Raw genomic sequence first — 17,546 nt, 5'->3', positions numbered from 1 at the left:
GATGACCGCGCCGTTCCTGTCCCTGGCGCAGATCCGTAACCGGCTGGCCCTCACCGCCCGAGCGATCCTCCGCGCCCACCGACCCAACCCCGACGGCCGCTGCCCGATCTGCCGGACTCCGGGTTGTCCGCTGGCGACCACCGCCCGCAACGTCCTACGCGCCGCCGAAGACGTACAGCGGCGAAACACGGCAACCCCGCCGGCCCCACTCGACCCGGACGACCCTCCGCAGGCCGGATGATCTCGAACGGCACCCGATCCGACCCACTCGCCCGGCCGAGCCGACCCGGGACCACGGCCGGGGATGACGGGCCCCTCCCCCACGGCGTCGGGCCCCGGTCCGCGCCGTCGGCATGCCCGGGGCCCAGCGGGGTACGCCGGGGGGATCAGGCAGACACCCGGGACACGGGAGGGCAGCAGCATGACCGATCGCGAGCCGAACGCCGGCCGACCGCTGGAGGAGAGCCCCGAGGTGGCCGCGGCGGTGGACGACGAGAGCACGGTCCCGCAGTTGGCGACCGGTGGCGGGGCCGACCGGGACACCCCGCCCTTCGGCGGGCCGGGGGACGTGCCGGAGGGTGCCGGCTCGACCGAGGACCTGCTCGGCGACCCGTACGGCGCGGGCGCCGGGGCCGGCGGGGACAACATCCGCACCGGCGCCGAGCAGCCGTGGGAGCCGGAGGACCTGGTGCTGGCCCGAGGTCAGGACCCGACCCCCGAGAACGTCGAGCGGGCCCGCCGCGACCTGGCCGAGCAGGGCCGGGCGGCGGTGGAACGGACGGTTCCCTGACCCCGCCCGCTCCGCACGAGGCGGGGGCCCCTGACCCGACCGTCACCGGTCGGGCCAGGGGCCCGGGGGAAACCTGCCGCTGAGAGTGCCTCACTCCTCGCCAGCGGCCGGCAGGCGTGCCTGGTGGAGTGTCAGAGCGCCGGGTAGGCGTTCTGCATGAGCTGGGCGAACTGCGCCGCGAACCAGGCACCCGAGATCGGGGCGTCCGGCAGGGCGCCGCTCATGCTGTTGCCGTTGCGGGCGTTACCGGTGTAGGTCGGGTCACACATCCGGTCGAAGCCCTTGCCCTCGTTGTTCGGGATCTCCTTGCTGGAGCCGTCCGACTCGCCCGGGGGCTTCACCCAGACGTAGGCGTCGATGCCGGGCTCCGGCGCGGCCTTGGGACGCTCACCGAGGCCCGCACCGGACTGGTTGCACCAGTTGCCGGCGTGGATCCGCCGGTCGACACGGCCACCGTTGACGTAGGTGTCGACGCTGGTCAGCGGGCCGGGGCCGGCGGGCCGGGCGGTGCCGCCCCAACCGTTGCGGGAGGTGTCGATCAGCATGCCGATCTTCGAGTCGAAGCCCTTGGAGATCAGCTCGTTGCGGAACGCCTGGGCGAAGGACAGCTCGTCGACGTAGAAGTTCCAGTCGACCCACTTGGACTGGCGGACGGTCTGGCCGTTCACCGTGTCGGTCACCTTGAAGTTCGGCTCCCGAAGGGCCGAGTAGTTCGCGGTGTTGACGATGAAGCCGTGCACGTTGGCCGGGGTGCTGCCGGAGGCGCCGGCGGCCTCGCGCAGGATCGTGGCGCTCGGGCTGAAGTTGCTGTCCCAGCCCAGCCAGCCGTGGTGGCCGGCGTCGATGTAGTTGTAGACGTTGCCGATCGCGCCCAGCTTCGCCAGGGCGTAGCCGACGCCGTTGACGTAGGCGCCGTTGGCCTTGACCGTGTCGCACATCGCGGTGCCGCCGGGCTGGCCGGAGGTGTTGGTCACCAGGTTCGGCAGCGAGTCGATCTCGATGACGTTGATGATCCGGAGGTTCTTGTACTTCGCGTCGCCCTGGATCGCGGCGATCGGGTCGATGTACTCGGCCTTGTAGCGGGGCAGCTCGTTCGGGCCCAGCTCACCGTTCGAGGCGAGGGCGGCGCAGTCCCGGCCGGGCAGGTTGTAGATCACGAACTGGATGTAGTTCGCACCCTGGGCCAGCGCGGCGTCCAGGTGGTCACGCACGCCCATCGAGCCGTTCGAGCTGCTGCCCGACGTGCCGTTGATGGCGGCGATCCGGTCGATCCAGACGGCGGTCGGGTTGTTGGACACCCGGTTGCCGCCGGCCACCGACTCGGCCTTGGCCTTCCACTCGGGGTTCACGTACCCCTTGGCGTTCAGGTACGGGTTGTCCACCTTCTGCCCCGGCGGGGTCGTGGTGGGCGGCGTCGTCGTCGGCGGGGTGGTCGTCGGCGGCGTCGTGGTCGGCGGAGTGGTGGTGGGCGGGGTGGTCGTCGGCGGAGTGGTGCCGTTGCAGACCACGCCGTTCAGGGTGAACGAGGTGGGCTTCGGGTTGCTGCCGCTCCACGAGCCGTTGAAGCCGAACGTCACGCTGCCACCGCTGGCGATCGAGCCGTTGTAGGACTCGTTCGCGGCGGTCACGTTCTGCCCGGTCTGGCTGAACTTCGCCGACCAGCCCTGCACGACCTGCTGGCTGCTGTTCGGGAAGGTGAATCCGAGGCTCCAGGAGGTGACCGCGTCACCCAGGTTCTTGAGGGTGACGTTGCCGGTGAACCCGCCGGCCCAGTCGTTGGTGGTGTAGTCGACGCTGCACTGGGTCGCGGCCTGGGCCGCGGTGACCGGGATGGTCACCAGGCCGCCGGCAACCAGGACACCCGCACCGGACAGTGCGAGCGCCCGGCGGTGGCCGGACAGTCTCTTCCTCATACTCATGCCACAGATCTCCTTGGGCGAGACCGGACTCGCAGCCCGGCGGAACGGCGCCCGTCGTCCGGCACGGACGATCGACGGCGCCACGGGGGGATTTCGGGTTGCCCGACCCGGACGGGCGGTGTGGTGGTGGTGCACGACCGGCACACGAACGGCCGGTCGGGCGGCGGACGTCGTCCGGTGACACCGGTGCCCTCGACATCTGCCTTGCGCGGTGTGGCTCCCCGTACCGCGTGAGGGAATTCTTGCATGGGAGCGCTTCCATGGCAATGGTTCGATACTCGTTCGACAGGGCCGAACAGGACGTCCAGGGCGCCGGGTCGAGATGATGCCGCTGGTGACAGCCCGGGGCGCGGGTGCCCCTGTCCCCCGAAAGGGGGCGTCACGCGCAGCCGGCCCGCAACCCTCTTCATGGTCGACAACCCCCGACAGGCACCGACGAAGCGCTCTTGTGACACCTTCCACTCGATTACCTAGGAATGCGTAAAACACGAATCTTTCCCCTTATAGCTCGCGAACCGGGCTAACGTCTTGAGTAGCCCGGCTGACGTCGGGCTCAGGACGAAAAGGGATGGAGTGACGCAGGTCATGGCAAACAAGATGCTCGGGAAGGTCGTTGCGGGTGCCGCTCTCGGTGGCGCGTCCCTGCTGGTGTTCGCGCCGGGGATCGCGTTCGCGGACGGCCACCACGACGGCGAGTCCCGCGACGGCAAGGTCTACGCCAAGCCGCACGTCGTCAAGGCGGGCGAGAAGGTCGAGTTGCTGGAGGTCTGCTCGGAGCGGCAGGAGCACGCCTTCGTCTGGTCCAAGGTCACTGGCAAGGTCAAGCTGCGCGCGGCCGAGAAGGACCACGGGCAGCCGGGCGAGGAGCACGGCAAGCCGGGCGAGGAGCAGGGCAAGGACGAGGGCAAGCCCGGCGAGGAACACGGCAAGCCGGGCGAGGAACACGGCAAGCCGGGCGAGGAACACGGCAAGCCGGGCGAGGAGCAGGGCAAGGACGAGGGCAAGCCCGGCGAGGAACACGGCAAGCCCGGCGAGGAGCAGGGCAAGGACGAGGGCAAGCCCGGCGAGGAACACGGCAAGCCCGGCGAGGAGCAGGGCAAGGACCAGGGCAAGCCCGGCGAGGAGCAGGGTGGCAAGGGCGGCGGCGCCGCCGCCGACTCCTACGGCGAGGACGACTGGGGCGGCTACCAGCACGACCAGAAGGCCGAGAAGGACCACGGCAAGGAGTCCGAGAAGGACCACGGCAAGGAGTCCGGGAAGGACCACGGCAAGGAGTACGGCAAGGACTCCGGGTACGGCAAGGACTCGGAGCACGGCAAGGACTCGGAGCACGGCAAGGATTCCGGGTACGGCAACGACTCGGAGTACGGCAACGACTCCGGGTACGGCAACGACTCGGGTAAGGGCGAGGACGAGCGGTCCTGGGAGCACAAGAAGGACTTCGTCTACTTCGGCGAGGCCGAGGTCGCCGAGGACGCCGAGCCGGGCCGCTACGAGCTCCACGGCTCCTGCGGCGAGGGCGAGCTGGTCGTGCTGCCGCGCGGCCACGTCGAGGGCGGTGACGGCGGCGCGACCACCGGCACCGACCGCGGGATGGCCACCACCGGGGCGGGCATGCTGGGCGCCGCGGCGCTCGGCGGCATCGTGCTGATTCGGCGGCGTCGGGCCAATGGGTCCCTCGTCTGACGTGACGGCGACACCGGCCGGCGGCCGTCACGGGAGACCGTGGCGCGCCGCCGGCGCGGCCGTCGTCGTCATGCTCGCGATGGTCGGCGCCGGCCTGGTGGGTGCCTCCCTGCGCAGCGCCCCCGCGCCCCACCCGCCCCAACCGCTGTCGCAGGCCGGCCCGGACGTCCGCGCCACCGCCGGCCCCACCGACACCGGCGTCGACCAGAACTCCGTCGACCCCGACACCGGGCCGGCCGGCGAGGGACAGCCGGCGGCCGGGCTGGGCCGAGCCACGCCGACCACCATCGCCATCCCCCGGATCGGGGTGGACGCCCCGATCATGACGCTGGGCACCAACCCCGACGGCACCGTCCAGGTCCCGCCGCTGGAGCAGGCCCTGAGCGCTGGCTGGTACTCCCCGGGGGCGAGCCCCGGCGAGACCGGCAACGCGGTGATCGTCGGGCACGTCGACTCGGCGAAGGTCGGCGGTCCCGCCGTCTTCTTCGAACTCGGCTCGCTCCGGCCGGGCGACGCCATCACGGTGTCGCGGGACGACGGCAGCCAGGTCGCCTTCACCGTCGAGGAGGTCAAGGCGTACCCGAAGACCGCCTTTCCCACCGAACTGGTGTACGGACCGAACGACCGGGCCGGCCTGCGGGTCGTCACCTGCGGCGGGCAGTTCGACGAGAAGGCGGGCAGCTACCGGGACAACGTCGTCGCCTTCGCGACGATGACCGGCTGAGAAGTGGGCACGGCCGACCCACGGGGAGCGCCGCGGCCGATCGGGGACACCGACCGGCCGCGGCGCTTTCCGGGCGGCTCAGGCCGCCGAGGTCCGCACCAGGGTACGGATCTGGCGCAGCAGCACCGACAGGGCGGCGAGGTCCGCCCGGGACTCGTCGAACTCCCCCATCGCCCGCTGGGCGCGGTGGATCGAGGTGGCGTTCGACTGCTCCCACTGCAACACCCGCTCCAGCGGCGGCAGGCTGTCCGGGGTGGAGCCGAGGACCTCCGCGGTGAGCGCGGCCAGCGCGGCGTACAGGTCGTAACGCAGCGCCATCCGGGCCAGCGTCTGCCAGCGGTCCTCCCGCGGCAGCAGGGAGATCTTCGACAGCAGGGAGTCGACCCGGAACCGGTCGGACAGGACGAAGTAGACCGAGGCCACCTCGCCGACGTCCCGCCCGGTGCTCGCCGCGGTCTCCACCACGTCGAGCAGGCCGAAGCTGTACATCAGCCGGGTCGCCTGCTCGGCCAGGTCGCGCGGCAGCCCCCGGGAGGTCATCTCGTCGATGTGCGCGGCGATGGCCTCCCGCTCGCTGCCGTAGAAGAGGTTCTCCAGGCCGGGCAGCAGCCGGGCCACCCCGTCGCGCAGCCGGGCGGTCTCGGCCGGCACGTCGATCGGCGAGCGCCGGTTGGTCACCAGCCAGCGCACCGCCCGGTCGAGCAACCGCCGGGTGTCCAGGTAGACGGCGGTCTGCAACTCCGGGTCGACCTTGTTGTCCAGCGACTCGACCGCGTCCCAGAGCTCGCGCAACCCGAACACCTCGCGGACCACCACGTACGCCCGGATCACGTCCGCCGCGGACGCCGCGGTCTCCTCGACCACCCGGAACACGAACGAGATGCCGCCCCGGTTGATCGCCTCGTTCACCAGCACGGTGGTCACGATGTCCCGGCGCAGCCGGTGCTGGCCCATCCGGTCGGCGAACCGTTCCCGCATCGGGGTCGGGAAGTAGTTGACCAGCACGTCGGTCGTCCACTCCTCGTCCGCGAGGCCCTCGGTCAGGATCTCCCGCTCCAGCACGATCTTCACGTACGCCAGCAGCACCGCGAACTCCGGCGCGGTCAGCCCGGACTCGGTGCGCACCGCCAGCTCGTCGTCCGGCGGCAGCGCCTCCAGCGCGCGGTCCAACGCCCCCGAGCGCTCCAGCTCGCTGATCATCCGGCGGTGCACCGGCAGCAGCGAGGCGGCCTGGGCCTGCGAGTTGTTGATCGCCCGGGCCTGGTCGTAGTTGTCCCGCAGCACCAGCTCGGCGACCTCGTCGGTCATCCCGGCCAGCAGCTCGTCACGCTCGGGCCGGGTCAGCGCCTCGTCCGCGACCGCCGTGTTGAGCAGGATCTTGATGTTCACCTCGTGGTCGGAGCAGTCCACCCCGGCCGCGTTGTCGATGAAGTCGGTGTAGATCCGCCCGCCGGCCAGGGCGTACTCGATCCGCCCGAGCTGGGTGCAGCCGAGGTTGCCGCCCTCGCCGACCACCCGGCAGCGCAGCGCCTTGCCGTCCACCCGGATGGCGTCGTTGGACTTGTCGCCCACCTCCACGTTGGTCTGGCTGGACGCCTTGATGTACGTGCCGATGCCGCCGTTCCAGAACAGGTCCACCGGCGCGGTGAGGATCGCCTTCATCAGCTCCTGCGGGGAGAGCTGGCTGACGTCGTCGTCCAGCCCGAGCACCGCCCGGACCTGCGGCGACACCGGCACCGACTTCGCCCCGCGCGGGTACACCCCGCCCCCTTCGGAGATCAGCGACCGGTCGTAGTCCTCCCAGGACGACCGGGGCAGCCCGAACAGCCGCTTGCGCTCGGCGTACGAGGTGGCGGCGTCCGGATCCGGGTCGAGGATGATGTTCCGGTGGTCGAACGCGGCCACCAGCCGGATGTGCTCGGACAGCAGCATCCCGTTGCCGAACACGTCGCCGGACATGTCGCCGACGCCGACCACGGTGAAGTCCTGGGTCTGGGTGTCGTGCCCCAGCTCCCGGAAGTGCCGCTTCACCGACTCCCAGGCGCCCCGGGCGGTGATGCCCATCTTCTTGTGGTCGTACCCGGCCGAGCCGCCGGAGGCGAACGCGTCGCCGAGCCAGAAGTTGTGCGCCGCCGAGATCTCGTTGGCGATGTCGGAGAACGTCGCGGTGCCCTTGTCCGCCGCCACCACCAGGTACGGGTCGTCCGGGTCGTGGCGGACCACGTCCTCGGGCGGCACGATCTCGCCGGCGACGATGTTGTCGGTGACGTCGAGCATCGCGCCCACGAACTCCTGGTAGCAGGCGACCGCCTCGTCCCGGTCCCCCGGCTTCTGCTTGAGCACGAAGCCGCCCTTGGCGCCCACCGGCACGATCACGGCGTTCTTCACCATCTGCGCCTTGACCAGGCCGAGCACCTCGGTCCGGAAGTCCTCCCGCCGGTCGGACCAGCGCAGCCCGCCCCGGGCCACCGGCCCGTACCGCAGGTGCACGCCCTCGAACCGGGGCGAGTAGACGAAGATCTCGAACTTCGGCCGCGGGGCCGGCAGGTCCGGGATGGCCTGCGGGTCCAGCTTGAACGCCACGTACGCCTTCGGCCGCCCGCCGATCGGCTTCTGGTAGAAGCTGGTGCGCAGGGTGGCCTGGATCAGCGTCAGGTACGACCGCAGGATCCGGTCCTGGTCGAGGCTGGCCACGTCGTCCAGCGCGGCGCCGATCGCCGTCACCAGTTCGCCGCTGCGCTCGCGGCGCTGCTCGATGGTCGACTCCCCGGGCGCGAAGCGGGCCTCGAAGAGTTCCACCAGCAGCGTGGTGATCCGCGGGTACGCGATGAAGGTCTGCTCCATGTACTCCTGGGAGAAGACCGCCCCGGTCTGCCGCAGGTACTTCGCGTACGCCCGCAGCACCACCACCTGCCGCCAGGTGAGCCCGCCGCGCAGCACCAGCTCGTTGAAGCCGTCGACCTCGGCCTCGCCCCGCCACGCCGCCGCGAAGGCGTTCTCCACGTGCGGGCGCACCTCGGCCAGGTCCTGGTGCTCCTCGGGCAGCCGCAGGCCGAAGTCGTACAGGTAGACCCGGCCGTCGACCCGGTCCACCTCGTACGGGTGCTCGTCGACCACCCGGACGCCGAGGGAGTGCAGCACCGGCAGCACCGCGGAGAGCACCATCGGCTCGCCGTACCGGTAGACCTTGAACCGGACGTCCATCGCCTCGTCGAGGTCCGCGCCCCGGCCGGCGCCGTTGCCGCGCGGGGCGAGCTGCTTGCGGAACAGGTGCATCTCGAGCTGGCCGGGTTCCTCCAGCAGCTCCAGCTTCGCCAGGTCCTTCATCGCCTCGTACGGCGTGTGCCCGTCCTTGTAGCCCTCCGGGAAGGCGTCGGCGTACCGGCTGAACAGGTGTTTGGCCTGCTCGTCGCCGAGCTTGCGCTCCAGCACCAGCCGGTAGTCGTCGTCCCACAGCCGGGTGGCGTCGGCCAGTTCCTCGGCGAGCAGGTCCGCGTCGATGTCGCCCGGCGGCCGGGTCGGGTCGGTGCGGACGATGAAGTGCACCCGGGCCAGCATCGACTCGGTGACCCGGGTGGTGTAGTCCACCCCGACGCCGTTCAGCTCGCGCAGCAGGATGTCCTGCATGCGCAGCCGGTTCTGCGTGGTGAACCGGTCCCGGGGCAGGTAGATCAGGCAGGAGATGAACCGCCCGTAGGCGTCCCGGCGCAGGAAGACCCGTAGCTGCCGGCGGCCGGCCATCCGCAACACGCCGATCACCGCGTGGTACAGGTCCTCGGTCTTGATCTGGAACAGCTCGTCGCGCGGATACGTCTCCAGGATCTGGAGCAGGTCCTTGCCGGAGTGGCTGCGTCGGCTCAGGCCGGAGCGGTCCAGCACCTCGGCCACCTTGCGGCGGACCACCGGCAGCTCCCGGACGCTGGTCCGGTACGCCGCCGTGGAGAACAGCCCCAGGAAGCGCCGCTCGCCGACCACCTGACCGGCCTCGTCGAAGATCTTGAAGCCGATGTAGTCCAGGTACGCCGAGCGGTGCACGGTGGCCCGGGAGTTCGCCTTAGTGATGATCAGCAGGCGCTTCTCCAGCACCTTCTCGTGCGCCTCGGACGTCATCGAGGACAGCGCCCGCGCCTCCGGGGAGTCCGAGCGCAGGATGCCCAGGCCGGTGCCGAGCACCGCCTCCAGCGCCGAGCCCTCGCCGCCGGGGGCGTCCACCAGCCGGTACTCACGGTAACCGAGGAAGGTGAAGTGGTCGTGGGCCAGCCAGCGCAGCAGCTCCACCGAGTCGGTGATGTCCTTCTCCGGCACTGGCGGACGGTTGTCGGCGGTCCGGGCGGCGGCCAGCTCGTCGGCCAGCGCCAGGGCGCGCTGGCGCATCTTGGGCCAGTCCTCGACCGCCTCGCGCACGTCGGTCAGCACCCGTTGCAGCTCGCGGCGCAGCTTCTCCCGCTCGCCGGCGTCGCGGACCGGGTCGATCTCGATCCGCATCCAGCTCTCGACCAGGTCCCCGGCGACCGCGTCGTCGGGCTCCACGTCGGCCGAGACCTCGGTCAACCGGCCCAGCGGCTCCCGGCGGACCACCACCAGCGGGTGCACCAGCAGGTGCACGTCGAGGTGGTGGGCGTTGAGCAGTGCGGTCACCGAGTCGACCAGGAACGGCATGTCGTCGGTGACGATCTCGATCACCGTGTGGTGCTGGTCGGCGTCCGGTTCGTGGATCCGTAGTTTCAGCTCGCCCGGCACCCGTTGGCGGGCGAGGTCCCAGTGCGCCCGGGCTGCGTCGAGCATCTCCTCGGCGGTGAACCCGATCAGTTCCTCGTCCGGGGCGAACCGCCAGAAGCGGCCCACCAGCGTAGCCGCGTCGTGGTCGTCGCCGGCGAGCGCGACCGCCTGGGCGACCAGGCGTTCCGCGTTCGGCACCGGCTCGTCGAGCTCGGCGTCCTCCACGTCGTCGGTCAGCGCCTCCGCGGGCAGCCCGAGATCATAGATGGTGTCGATGCTCGAACCGGTCACCCCGGTCACTCCTGTGTCAAGCCGGCCGAAGCCGTCCCCGTCGGTCGCCGAATCGAAGTTGTCGTCCCGGCCGGTGTCATCCTGCCGGAGGTCGGGTCCCGGTTTGATCGCCGGACGCCGGTCCATCGGTGCCACTCCCCTCGACCCACCGCGTTGTGGGTCACTCTGCCGCCCAGCCTAGGCCCTGTCGGTCCGTGCCTCCGTCGGCGGACCACCAGCCGGACTTCCGGTTCGGGACTCTGTCCTTTCACCCGTTGCAGATACGTGGTCGGCCGGCTGGGGAGTACCCCGGCTCGGGATGTTCATCACACCTTCGCCGAGCCCTCTTTGCGCACGTGGCGGGCCGGGCGGGACAGTGGGTCGGACGGGGCCGTACTACCGTGGCGGGAGCCCGAGATCCGAAAGGACGGCTCCATGCGTCTGTCGTATCCCCTCGGTGGGCCCCGCCACCCGCGTTCCCGCCGGCTCGTCGCGGCGCTCGCGGCCACCGCGCTGGCCGCCGGCGCGCTGGCCGGCTGCTCGACCGAGGACGGCCCGGAACGCGCCGTGGACGCCTTCCTGGCCGGTTGGGGCAAGGGCGACCTCCAGGCGGTCGGCTTCGTCGACCCGGCCGGGAGGAAGCTGCCCGCCGCCGACGTGACGCGGGAGATCCGGGAGCTGTCCGGCGAGCTGGCGGCCACCCCACCGGCGCTGCGCCGCACCGAGGACCCGAAGGTCGACGCGAACATCGCGACCGCCGGCGTCCGGGTGGACTGGACGCTGCCGGGCGGGACCCGCTGGGGGTACGACCGGCAGGTGCGGCTCACCCGGGGCGGCGACGACCAGTGGCAGGTGATCTGGGAGCCGCGGGTGGTGCACGAGCAGCTCACCCCGGGCGACCGTCTCGCGGTGCGCCGCGTCGCCGCGCCCCGGGCCGGGGTGCTCGACGGCGCGGGCCAGCCGATCGTGGCACCCCGGGCGGTGGTCCGGGTCGGGCTGCAACCGAGCGAGGTTACCGACGTGAAGGCCGTGACCCGGCAGCTCGACGCCGCGTTCCGGGCGATCCGGCCGGCGATCACCCCGCCGGTCGACCTCGCCGACCTCTCCAAGCGCCTCGCCGAGGCCGCCCCGGACGCGTTCGTCGAGGTGGTGACGCTGCGCGACGAGGCGTACCGGCAGATCCGCTCACGCGTCTACGACCTGCCCGGCACCAAGTTCCGGGCGGAGAAGCTCGACCTCGCCCCCACCCGCGAGTTCGCCCGGGCGCTGCTCGGCTCGGTGGACCAGGCCCAGGCCGACGACCTGGCCGCCCACCCGGACCGGTACCGCAAGGGCGACCTGGTCGGCCACGGCGGCCTCCAGGGCCGGTACGACGAGCGGCTGCGCGGCGCGCCGGGGCTCACCGTGATCAGCGAGCGGCCGGGACCGGACGGCACCGTCGTGCCGACGGGCACCGAGCTGTTCCGCCAGGAGCCGACGCCCGGCCAGGCGGTGCGGACCACCCTCGACGTGGCCACCCAGAACGCCGCCGACGCCGCGCTGCGCGCCGAGAAGCGCCGGTCCGCCCTGGTGGCCGTACGGATCAGCGACGGCGCGGTGCTGGCCGCCGCGAACGGGCCGGGCGCGGCCGGGGAGAACCTGGCCTTCACCGCCCAGGTGCCGCCCGGCTCGACGTTCAAGATGGTCAGCGCCCTCGGCCTGCTGGACCGGGGGGCGATCACCCTCGACGGCCCCGTCGCCTGCCCGAAGACCTTCACCGTGGACGGCCGGTCGTTCAAGAACTCCGACAACTTCGCCCTCGGCTCGGTGCCGTTCCGCACCGACTTCGCGAAGTCCTGCAACACGGCTTTCGCCGCGCTCGCCCCGAAGCTGGGCGCGGACGGCCTCGCCCAGGCCGGGCGGGCGCTCGGCCTGGAGGCCGAGTGGGACCTCGGCGTGGACGCGTTCACCGGCAAGGTCTCCGCCAACGGAACGCCGGCCGAGCAGGCCGCCGCCTCGTTCGGGCAGGGCACCACCGTGGTCAGCCCGCTGGCCATGGCCGCCGCCACCGCCGCCGTCGCCCGGGGCCGCTGGGAGCAGCCGAAGCTGGTCGGAGACCCGGCCCCGGCCAAGGCCGCGCCCGCCGGGCCGGAGCTGAAGCCGGAGTCGGTGCAGCCGCTGCGGACCATGATGCGCGAGGTGGTCACCGCCGGCACGGCCACCGCCCTCAAGGACGTCCCCGGCGGCCCGGTGCACGGCAAGACCGGCACGGCCGAGTACGACGACAACCCCGCGCACACCCACTCCTGGTTCGTCGGCTGGCAGGGCGACGTGGCGTTCGCGGTCTTCGTGGAGCAGGGCGGGTCCAGCGCGGCCAGCGCGGTGCCGGTCAGCGAGCGCTTCCTGCGCGCCCTCGCCGCCTCCTGACCGCCCACCGGCACTGCACCGACGACGCCCACCAGCCGCGCGCCCACTCCTTGATCAACTCCAGGTCACTGACAACGGGGCATCCGGCGCGCTTGGGCCCCCGTTGTCAGTGACCTGGTGACGATCAAGGTGGATGGGGTGCCGGATCGCGGCGTCGACCGCGACGGACGAATGGCGGTGGACCGGGAGCGCGTCAGGCGATCCCGGCGGTGGACTGCGCGTCGTCCTCCGTCCCGGGGAGGCTGTCGCCCGGCGCCAGCGCCGGCACACGGCGCAGCAGGCCCGGCCCGACCGAGGCCGGCGGCCCGACGGGCTCCAGCACCGGCCCCGCGCCGCCATCGGTAGAGCCGACGGGATCCCCCGCCCCGTCCGGTTCGTCCGGTTCGGCGACGGGATCGACGGGGTCGGTCGGTCCGTCCGCTTCGTCCGGCCCGGCGACGGGGTCGGCCACTCCGGCGACGGGGTCGGCCGGTCCGGCAAGGGTGCCCGGATCGGCGGGGCCTGCGGGGGCGACCGACCCGGCGGCCACACCGGATGCGACCGGGTACGGCGCCTCGGCCCGGTGTGACACCTCGGCCCGGTACGGCGACTCGGCCCGGTGCGGCAATTCGGCCCGGTGCGGCGCCTCGGCCCGGTACGGCGCCTCGGCCCGGTGCGGCGCCTCGGCCGGGAAGGCGGCCGACCCGGGGAAGGCGCCGGACGCGGAAAGGACCGCCGACCCGGGGAAGGCGGCGGACCGGAGGGGACGGTTGGCCGAGGGGCGGCGCGGGCCGGGGGCCGCCGGCAGCAGCCGGGGCGGCACCGCGCTCGGGGCGGTGACCGGGGCCAGCCCGGCCACCACCGTGTTGACGATCTCGGCGGCGTACGCGCCGTCGGCGTCGTAGTCGGGGTCGAAGACGGTCAGCTCGACGCCGAGGCAGTGCGGGGTGTCCACCAGCCCGGCGAGCAGGATCTCCAGCTCGGCGAAGGCGATTCCGCCCGGGTCCGGGGCGTCGACCGCCGGCATCACCGCCGGGTCGAGCACGTCCACGTCGACGTGCACCCAGTAACCGGCGCAGTCGGCCAGTTCCTCGTGCGCCCACTGGGCGGTGCGGGCCGCGCCCTCGGCGCGCAGCGCCGGCACCGGCCGGGTGGTGATCCCGGCGGCCTGGAGGTCGAGGCGGTACTCGTCCTGCGCCCGGATGCCGAGGACCACCACGTCGATGTCCCGGAAGTACGGCCTGCGCCCCTCGATCGCCGCCAGGTCGGCCTGCCCCCGCCCGGTGACCAGGGCCAGGTCCTCCCCCGCCGCGGCCCCGACGTAGGAGGCGTTGCCGGGGTGCCGGAAGTCGGAGTGGCCGTCGACGAAGACGAGCCCGATCCGCCCGCCGACCGCCTCGCCGAGCCGGTGCATGGCCAGCGCCGAGCCGAGCAGGATCGAGCAGTCCCCGCCGAGCACCAGCGGGAACTCCCCCCGGTCGATGATCGAGCCGATCCGGTCGGCCAGCGCGGCCGAGTACGCGGCGATCTCCGGGGCGTGGCAGACGCCGTCGCCGGGGCGCCAGTCGCCCGGGTCGTACCGGGGCGGGGTGAGGCAGCCGGCGTCGCGGGCCCGCAGCCGGGCCAGCAGGCCCTGGTCGCGCAGCGCCCCCGGGGCCTTGCCGCAGCCGGGGACGGCGGTGGGGGTGGGCGGGCGCAGCCCGAGGTTGGACGGCGCGTCGAGGACGGCGATCCGGCGCATCTTGGGCTCCCGTCCTCGTGGGTCGGGCGGGCCGGCGAACGCCGGCCCGCGCTGGCGTGCGGCGGAACTCAGAACAGGGCGCTGGCCAGGGCCCGGCGGGCGGAGGCGACGGCGGGGTCGTCCGGCCCGGCGACGGTGAACAGGCCCACCAGGTGCTGGCGTACCTTCTCCCGGTCGTCGCCCGCGGTGCGCCGGACCAGGCCGACCAGGCGCTGGTATGCCTGCTCCGCCATGCCGCTGAGCACCTCGACGTCGGCGGCGAGGAGCTGTGCCGCGACGTCGTCGGGGTCGGCCTGGGCGGCGGCGAGCGCCGCGCCCGGGTCGGCACCGGCGACCCGGCGGGCCAGCCCGACCTGGGCCAGCCCGGCCTCGGCCGCGGCGTCCGCCGGCGACTCGGCGAGGATCTTCCGGTACGCCTGCTCGGCGGCGTCCAGGTCGCCGCTCATGAGGGCGTCGTCGGCCTCGTCGAGGCGCGGGTCCTCCGGCTCGGCGACGGTGACCCCGCCGGCCTTGAGCACTGCGCCGATCCACTGGCGTAGCTGGGCCTCGGGGACCACCCCGGAGAACGCGTCGACCGGCCGGCCGCCGACGACCGCGTAGACGGTGGGGATCCCCTGGACCTGGAACATCTGGGCGATGCGCGGGTTGTCCTGGACGTCGACCCGGGCCAGCACCCACGCGCCGCCATCCTCGGCCGCCAGCCGCTCCAGCACCGGCGCGAACTGGTCGCTCTCCGGGTAGCCGGCCGCGCCGAAGAAGACCACGACGGGCAGGGCCACGGAGCGTTCGAGCACCTCGGACTGGAGGGTGGCCTCGGTCACGTCGATCACGGCGGCCCCGCCGCCGGTGGCGACGCCGCCCGGCAGACCGGGGGGCGGGCCGGCCTGGGCCGGTGTGCTGGAACGGGTGGGGGCCGGTGCGGTGCCGCGCAGTGCGCTGAGGTCGACCGCGCCGCGGGTGAAGATCGACGAGGTGATCCGTGGGTCGCTCATGGTTACCTAGTCTCGCACGACCGCCGCCCAACTCAGATCAACCGCGACGGCGACAACTGTGACTCTCGCGGCTGGTCACCGGTGGTGTCGCCGCACCCGGCCAGGGTGCGGCGACGCCCGGTCAGAAGCGGGCTGGTTCGCGGTAGATGCCCCATTCGGCGCGCAGCGCGTCGCAGATCTCGCCGAGGGTGGCCTCGGCGCGGACGGCGTCGAGCATCGCCGGGATCATGTTCTCCCCGGTACGGCTCACCTCGACCATCCGGGTCACCGCCGCGGCGACCGCCGCGTCGTCCCTCGCGGTCTTGCGCTCGGCCAGCACCCGGCGCTGCTCCAGCTCCACCTCGTGCGAGATGCGCAGGATCTCCAGGTCCTTGGCGATCGTGCCGGTGTGGCAGTTGACCCCGACGATCCTCTTGTCGCCCTTCTCCAGCGCCTGCTGGTAGACGAAGGCCGACTCGGCGATGTGGCCGGTGAACCAGCCGTCCTCGATGCCGCGCAGGATGCCGGAGGTCATCGGGCCGATCTGGTGCGGCCCCTCGCCACCGAGCTGCCGGATCCGGGCGAAGATCTCCTCCGCCTCGGCCTCGATCCGGTCGGTCAGCGCCTCGACGTACCAGGAGCCGCCGAGCGGGTCGGCCACGTTGGTCACCCCGGTCTCCTCCATCAGCACCTGCTGGGTACGCAGGGCGATCTCGGCAGACTCGTCGGTGGGCAGGGCCAGGGTCTCGTCGAGGGCGTTGGTGTGCAGCGAGTTCGTCCCGCCGAGCACCGCGGCGAGCGCCTCCACGGCGGTGCGGACGACGTTGTTGACCGGCTGCTGGGCGGTCAGCGACACCCCGGCGGTCTGGGTGTGGAACCGCAGCCACAGCGCCTTCTCGCTGGTCGCCCCGTACACCTCGCGCAGCCAGCGGGCCCAGATCCGGCGGGCGGCGCGGAACTTGGCGATCTCCTCGAAGAAGTCCACGTGCGAGTCGAAGAAGAAGCTCAGGCCGGGGGCGAAGACGTTCACGTCCAGCCCGCGCGACAGCCCCAGCTCGACGTAGCCGAACCCGTCGGCGAGGGTGTACGCCAGCTCCTGAGCGGCGGTCGAGCCGGCCTCGCGGATGTGGTACCCGGAGACCGACAGCGGTTTGTACCGGGGGATCTCGCGGGCGCAGTACTCCATCAGGTCGCCGATCAGGCGCAGGTGCGGCTCCGGGTCGAACAGCCACTCCTTCTGCGCGATGTACTCCTTGAAGATGTCCGTCTGGAGCGTGCCGTCGAGGGTGGACAGGTCGGCGCCCTGCCGCTCGGCGGCGACCAGGTACATGCAGAACACCGGCACCGCCGGGCCGGAGATGGTCAACGAGGTGGTGACGCCGGCCAGGTCGATGCCGTCGAAGAGCACCTCCATGTCGGCGGCCGAGTCGACCGCCACCCCGCAGTGCCCGACCTCGCCGAGCGCCTGCGGGTCGTCGGAGTCGCGGCCCATCAGCGTCGGCATGTCGAACGCGACGGAGAGGCCGCCGCCGCCCGCGCCGAGGATCATCTTGTAGCGCTCGTTGGTCTGCCGGGCGTTGCCGAAGCCGGCGAACTGCCGGATCGTCCAGGCCCGCCCCCGGTAGCCGGTCGGGTGCAGCCCCCGGGTGTACGGGAACTCGCCCGGCCAGCCGATCCGCTCGAAGCCCGGGTACGCGACCCCCTCGGGTGGGCCGTAGACCGGGTCGACGGGCATCCCGGACAGCGTGGTGAAGTCGGCGTCCCGCTTGCGCGCGGCGTCGTAGCGGGCCTGCCAGCGCGCCCGTCCGGCAGCGATCTCGTCGGCGTTCATGCGCGGGGCTCCTCCTCGGGTCCTCGTCCGGACACCGAGTGTAGAACCCCCACTGAACGATCGCTAAGGAAGCTCGTACCGACCGGTAACCCGACTCAGGCCGGGGGCGCGGCCGGCTCGCCCAGGGCCACGTCGTCGACCCGGATGTTGATCTCGTCAACCCGCAGCCCGTACGCCTCGACGGCCTGGGTGACCGCCGCCCGCACCCCTTCGGTCACCTGGGGCACCGGCCGGCCGGCGTCGATCACGATGACCAGGTTGACCACCGCCGCGCCGTTCGTGACGTGCGCCGAGCAGCCGCGCCGGGCGTCGCCCACCTGGTCCAGCCCGACCCGGTCGAGGACGGAGTTGAAGAACCGGGCCACGTCGCCGCCCAGCTCCGCCACCCCGGGGACCGACCGGGCGGCGGCCACCGCGATCTTCTCCACCACCTCGTCGGAGACCTGGGTGGTCCCGCCCGCCACCGCGTCCGGGGTCACCGACAGTTCCTGCGTCGCCTCGTCGCCCATG

10 protein-coding genes and 1 pseudogene are annotated in these 17,546 nt (G+C 72.6%); 5 read left to right on the top strand and 6 right to left on the bottom strand.

Going from position 1 to position 17,546, the window contains the following annotated elements:
- Position 1: 1 nt before the first annotated feature.
- Together OOK41_RS08600 and OOK41_RS08595 are read left to right on the top strand one after the other, a co-directional pair.
- Positions 2-241, top strand: a complete 240-nt coding sequence (locus tag OOK41_RS08600; RefSeq protein WP_266263774.1) for a hypothetical protein — start codon at positions 2-4, stop codon at positions 239-241.
- 180 nt (positions 242-421) lie between these two features.
- Complete coding sequence (locus OOK41_RS08595) at positions 422-790, top strand: hypothetical protein (protein ID WP_117670736.1); 369 nt, start codon at positions 422-424, stop codon at positions 788-790.
- Positions 791-921: 131 nt separating this feature from the next.
- Here the strand turns inward: OOK41_RS08595 and OOK41_RS08590 are convergent, their stop codons facing one another.
- Positions 922-2,709, bottom strand: coding sequence for a glycoside hydrolase family 6 protein (locus OOK41_RS08590; protein ID WP_266263771.1), 1,788 nt, complete (start codon positions 2,707-2,709; stop codon positions 922-924).
- 585 nt (positions 2,710-3,294) lie between these two features.
- On the opposite strand from OOK41_RS08590, the gene OOK41_RS08585 reads away from it, so the two are divergent.
- Together OOK41_RS08585 and OOK41_RS08580 are read left to right on the top strand one after the other, a co-directional pair.
- A complete protein-coding gene (locus OOK41_RS08585; protein ID WP_266263769.1) occupies positions 3,295-4,395 on the top strand; it encodes a hypothetical protein in 1,101 nt (366 codons plus the stop codon).
- Between the two features lies 1 nt (position 4,396).
- Positions 4,397-5,119, top strand: a complete 723-nt coding sequence (locus tag OOK41_RS08580; protein WP_266263767.1) for a class F sortase — start codon at positions 4,397-4,399, stop codon at positions 5,117-5,119.
- Between the two features lie 78 nt (positions 5,120-5,197).
- Here OOK41_RS08580 and OOK41_RS08575 read toward each other — a convergent pair whose 3' ends face one another.
- Entirely contained in the window at positions 5,198-10,255 is a 5,058-nt protein-coding gene (locus OOK41_RS08575; protein WP_266263765.1) for an NAD-glutamate dehydrogenase, read from the bottom strand.
- A gap of 288 nt (positions 10,256-10,543) precedes the next feature.
- On the opposite strand from OOK41_RS08575, the gene OOK41_RS08570 reads away from it, so the two are divergent.
- Positions 10,544-12,514: a penicillin-binding transpeptidase domain-containing protein gene (locus OOK41_RS08570; protein WP_266263763.1), complete on the top strand. Its 1,971-nt coding sequence runs from the start codon at positions 10,544-10,546 to the stop codon at positions 12,512-12,514.
- A gap of 763 nt (positions 12,515-13,277) precedes the next feature.
- Here the strand turns inward: OOK41_RS08570 and OOK41_RS08565 are convergent.
- From OOK41_RS08565 to OOK41_RS08550, 4 genes and pseudogenes are all read right to left on the bottom strand, one after another.
- Positions 13,278-14,234: pseudogene (locus OOK41_RS08565) on the bottom strand (arginase family protein); the annotation flags it as partial.
- 68 nt (positions 14,235-14,302) lie between these two features.
- On the bottom strand, positions 14,303-15,226 hold the full coding sequence (locus OOK41_RS08560; RefSeq protein ID WP_266263761.1) for a tetratricopeptide repeat protein: 924 nt from the start codon (positions 15,224-15,226) through the stop codon (positions 14,303-14,305).
- Between the two features lie 121 nt (positions 15,227-15,347).
- Positions 15,348-17,036: a methylmalonyl-CoA mutase gene (locus OOK41_RS08555; protein WP_266263759.1), complete on the bottom strand. Its 1,689-nt coding sequence runs from the start codon at positions 17,034-17,036 to the stop codon at positions 15,348-15,350.
- A gap of 95 nt (positions 17,037-17,131) precedes the next feature.
- Positions 17,132-17,545: an Asp23/Gls24 family envelope stress response protein gene (locus OOK41_RS08550; protein ID WP_117670722.1), complete on the bottom strand. Its 414-nt coding sequence runs from the start codon at positions 17,543-17,545 to the stop codon at positions 17,132-17,134.
- Position 17,546: the final 1 nt, after the last annotated feature.

The sequence above is a fragment of the Micromonospora sp. NBC_01655 genome, from assembly GCF_026339755.1.
Lineage (GTDB): Bacteria > Actinomycetota > Actinomycetes > Mycobacteriales > Micromonosporaceae > Micromonospora.
The sequence above is the reverse complement of the archived record's forward strand: the minus strand, read 5'-3'. Positions and strand labels throughout refer to the sequence as shown.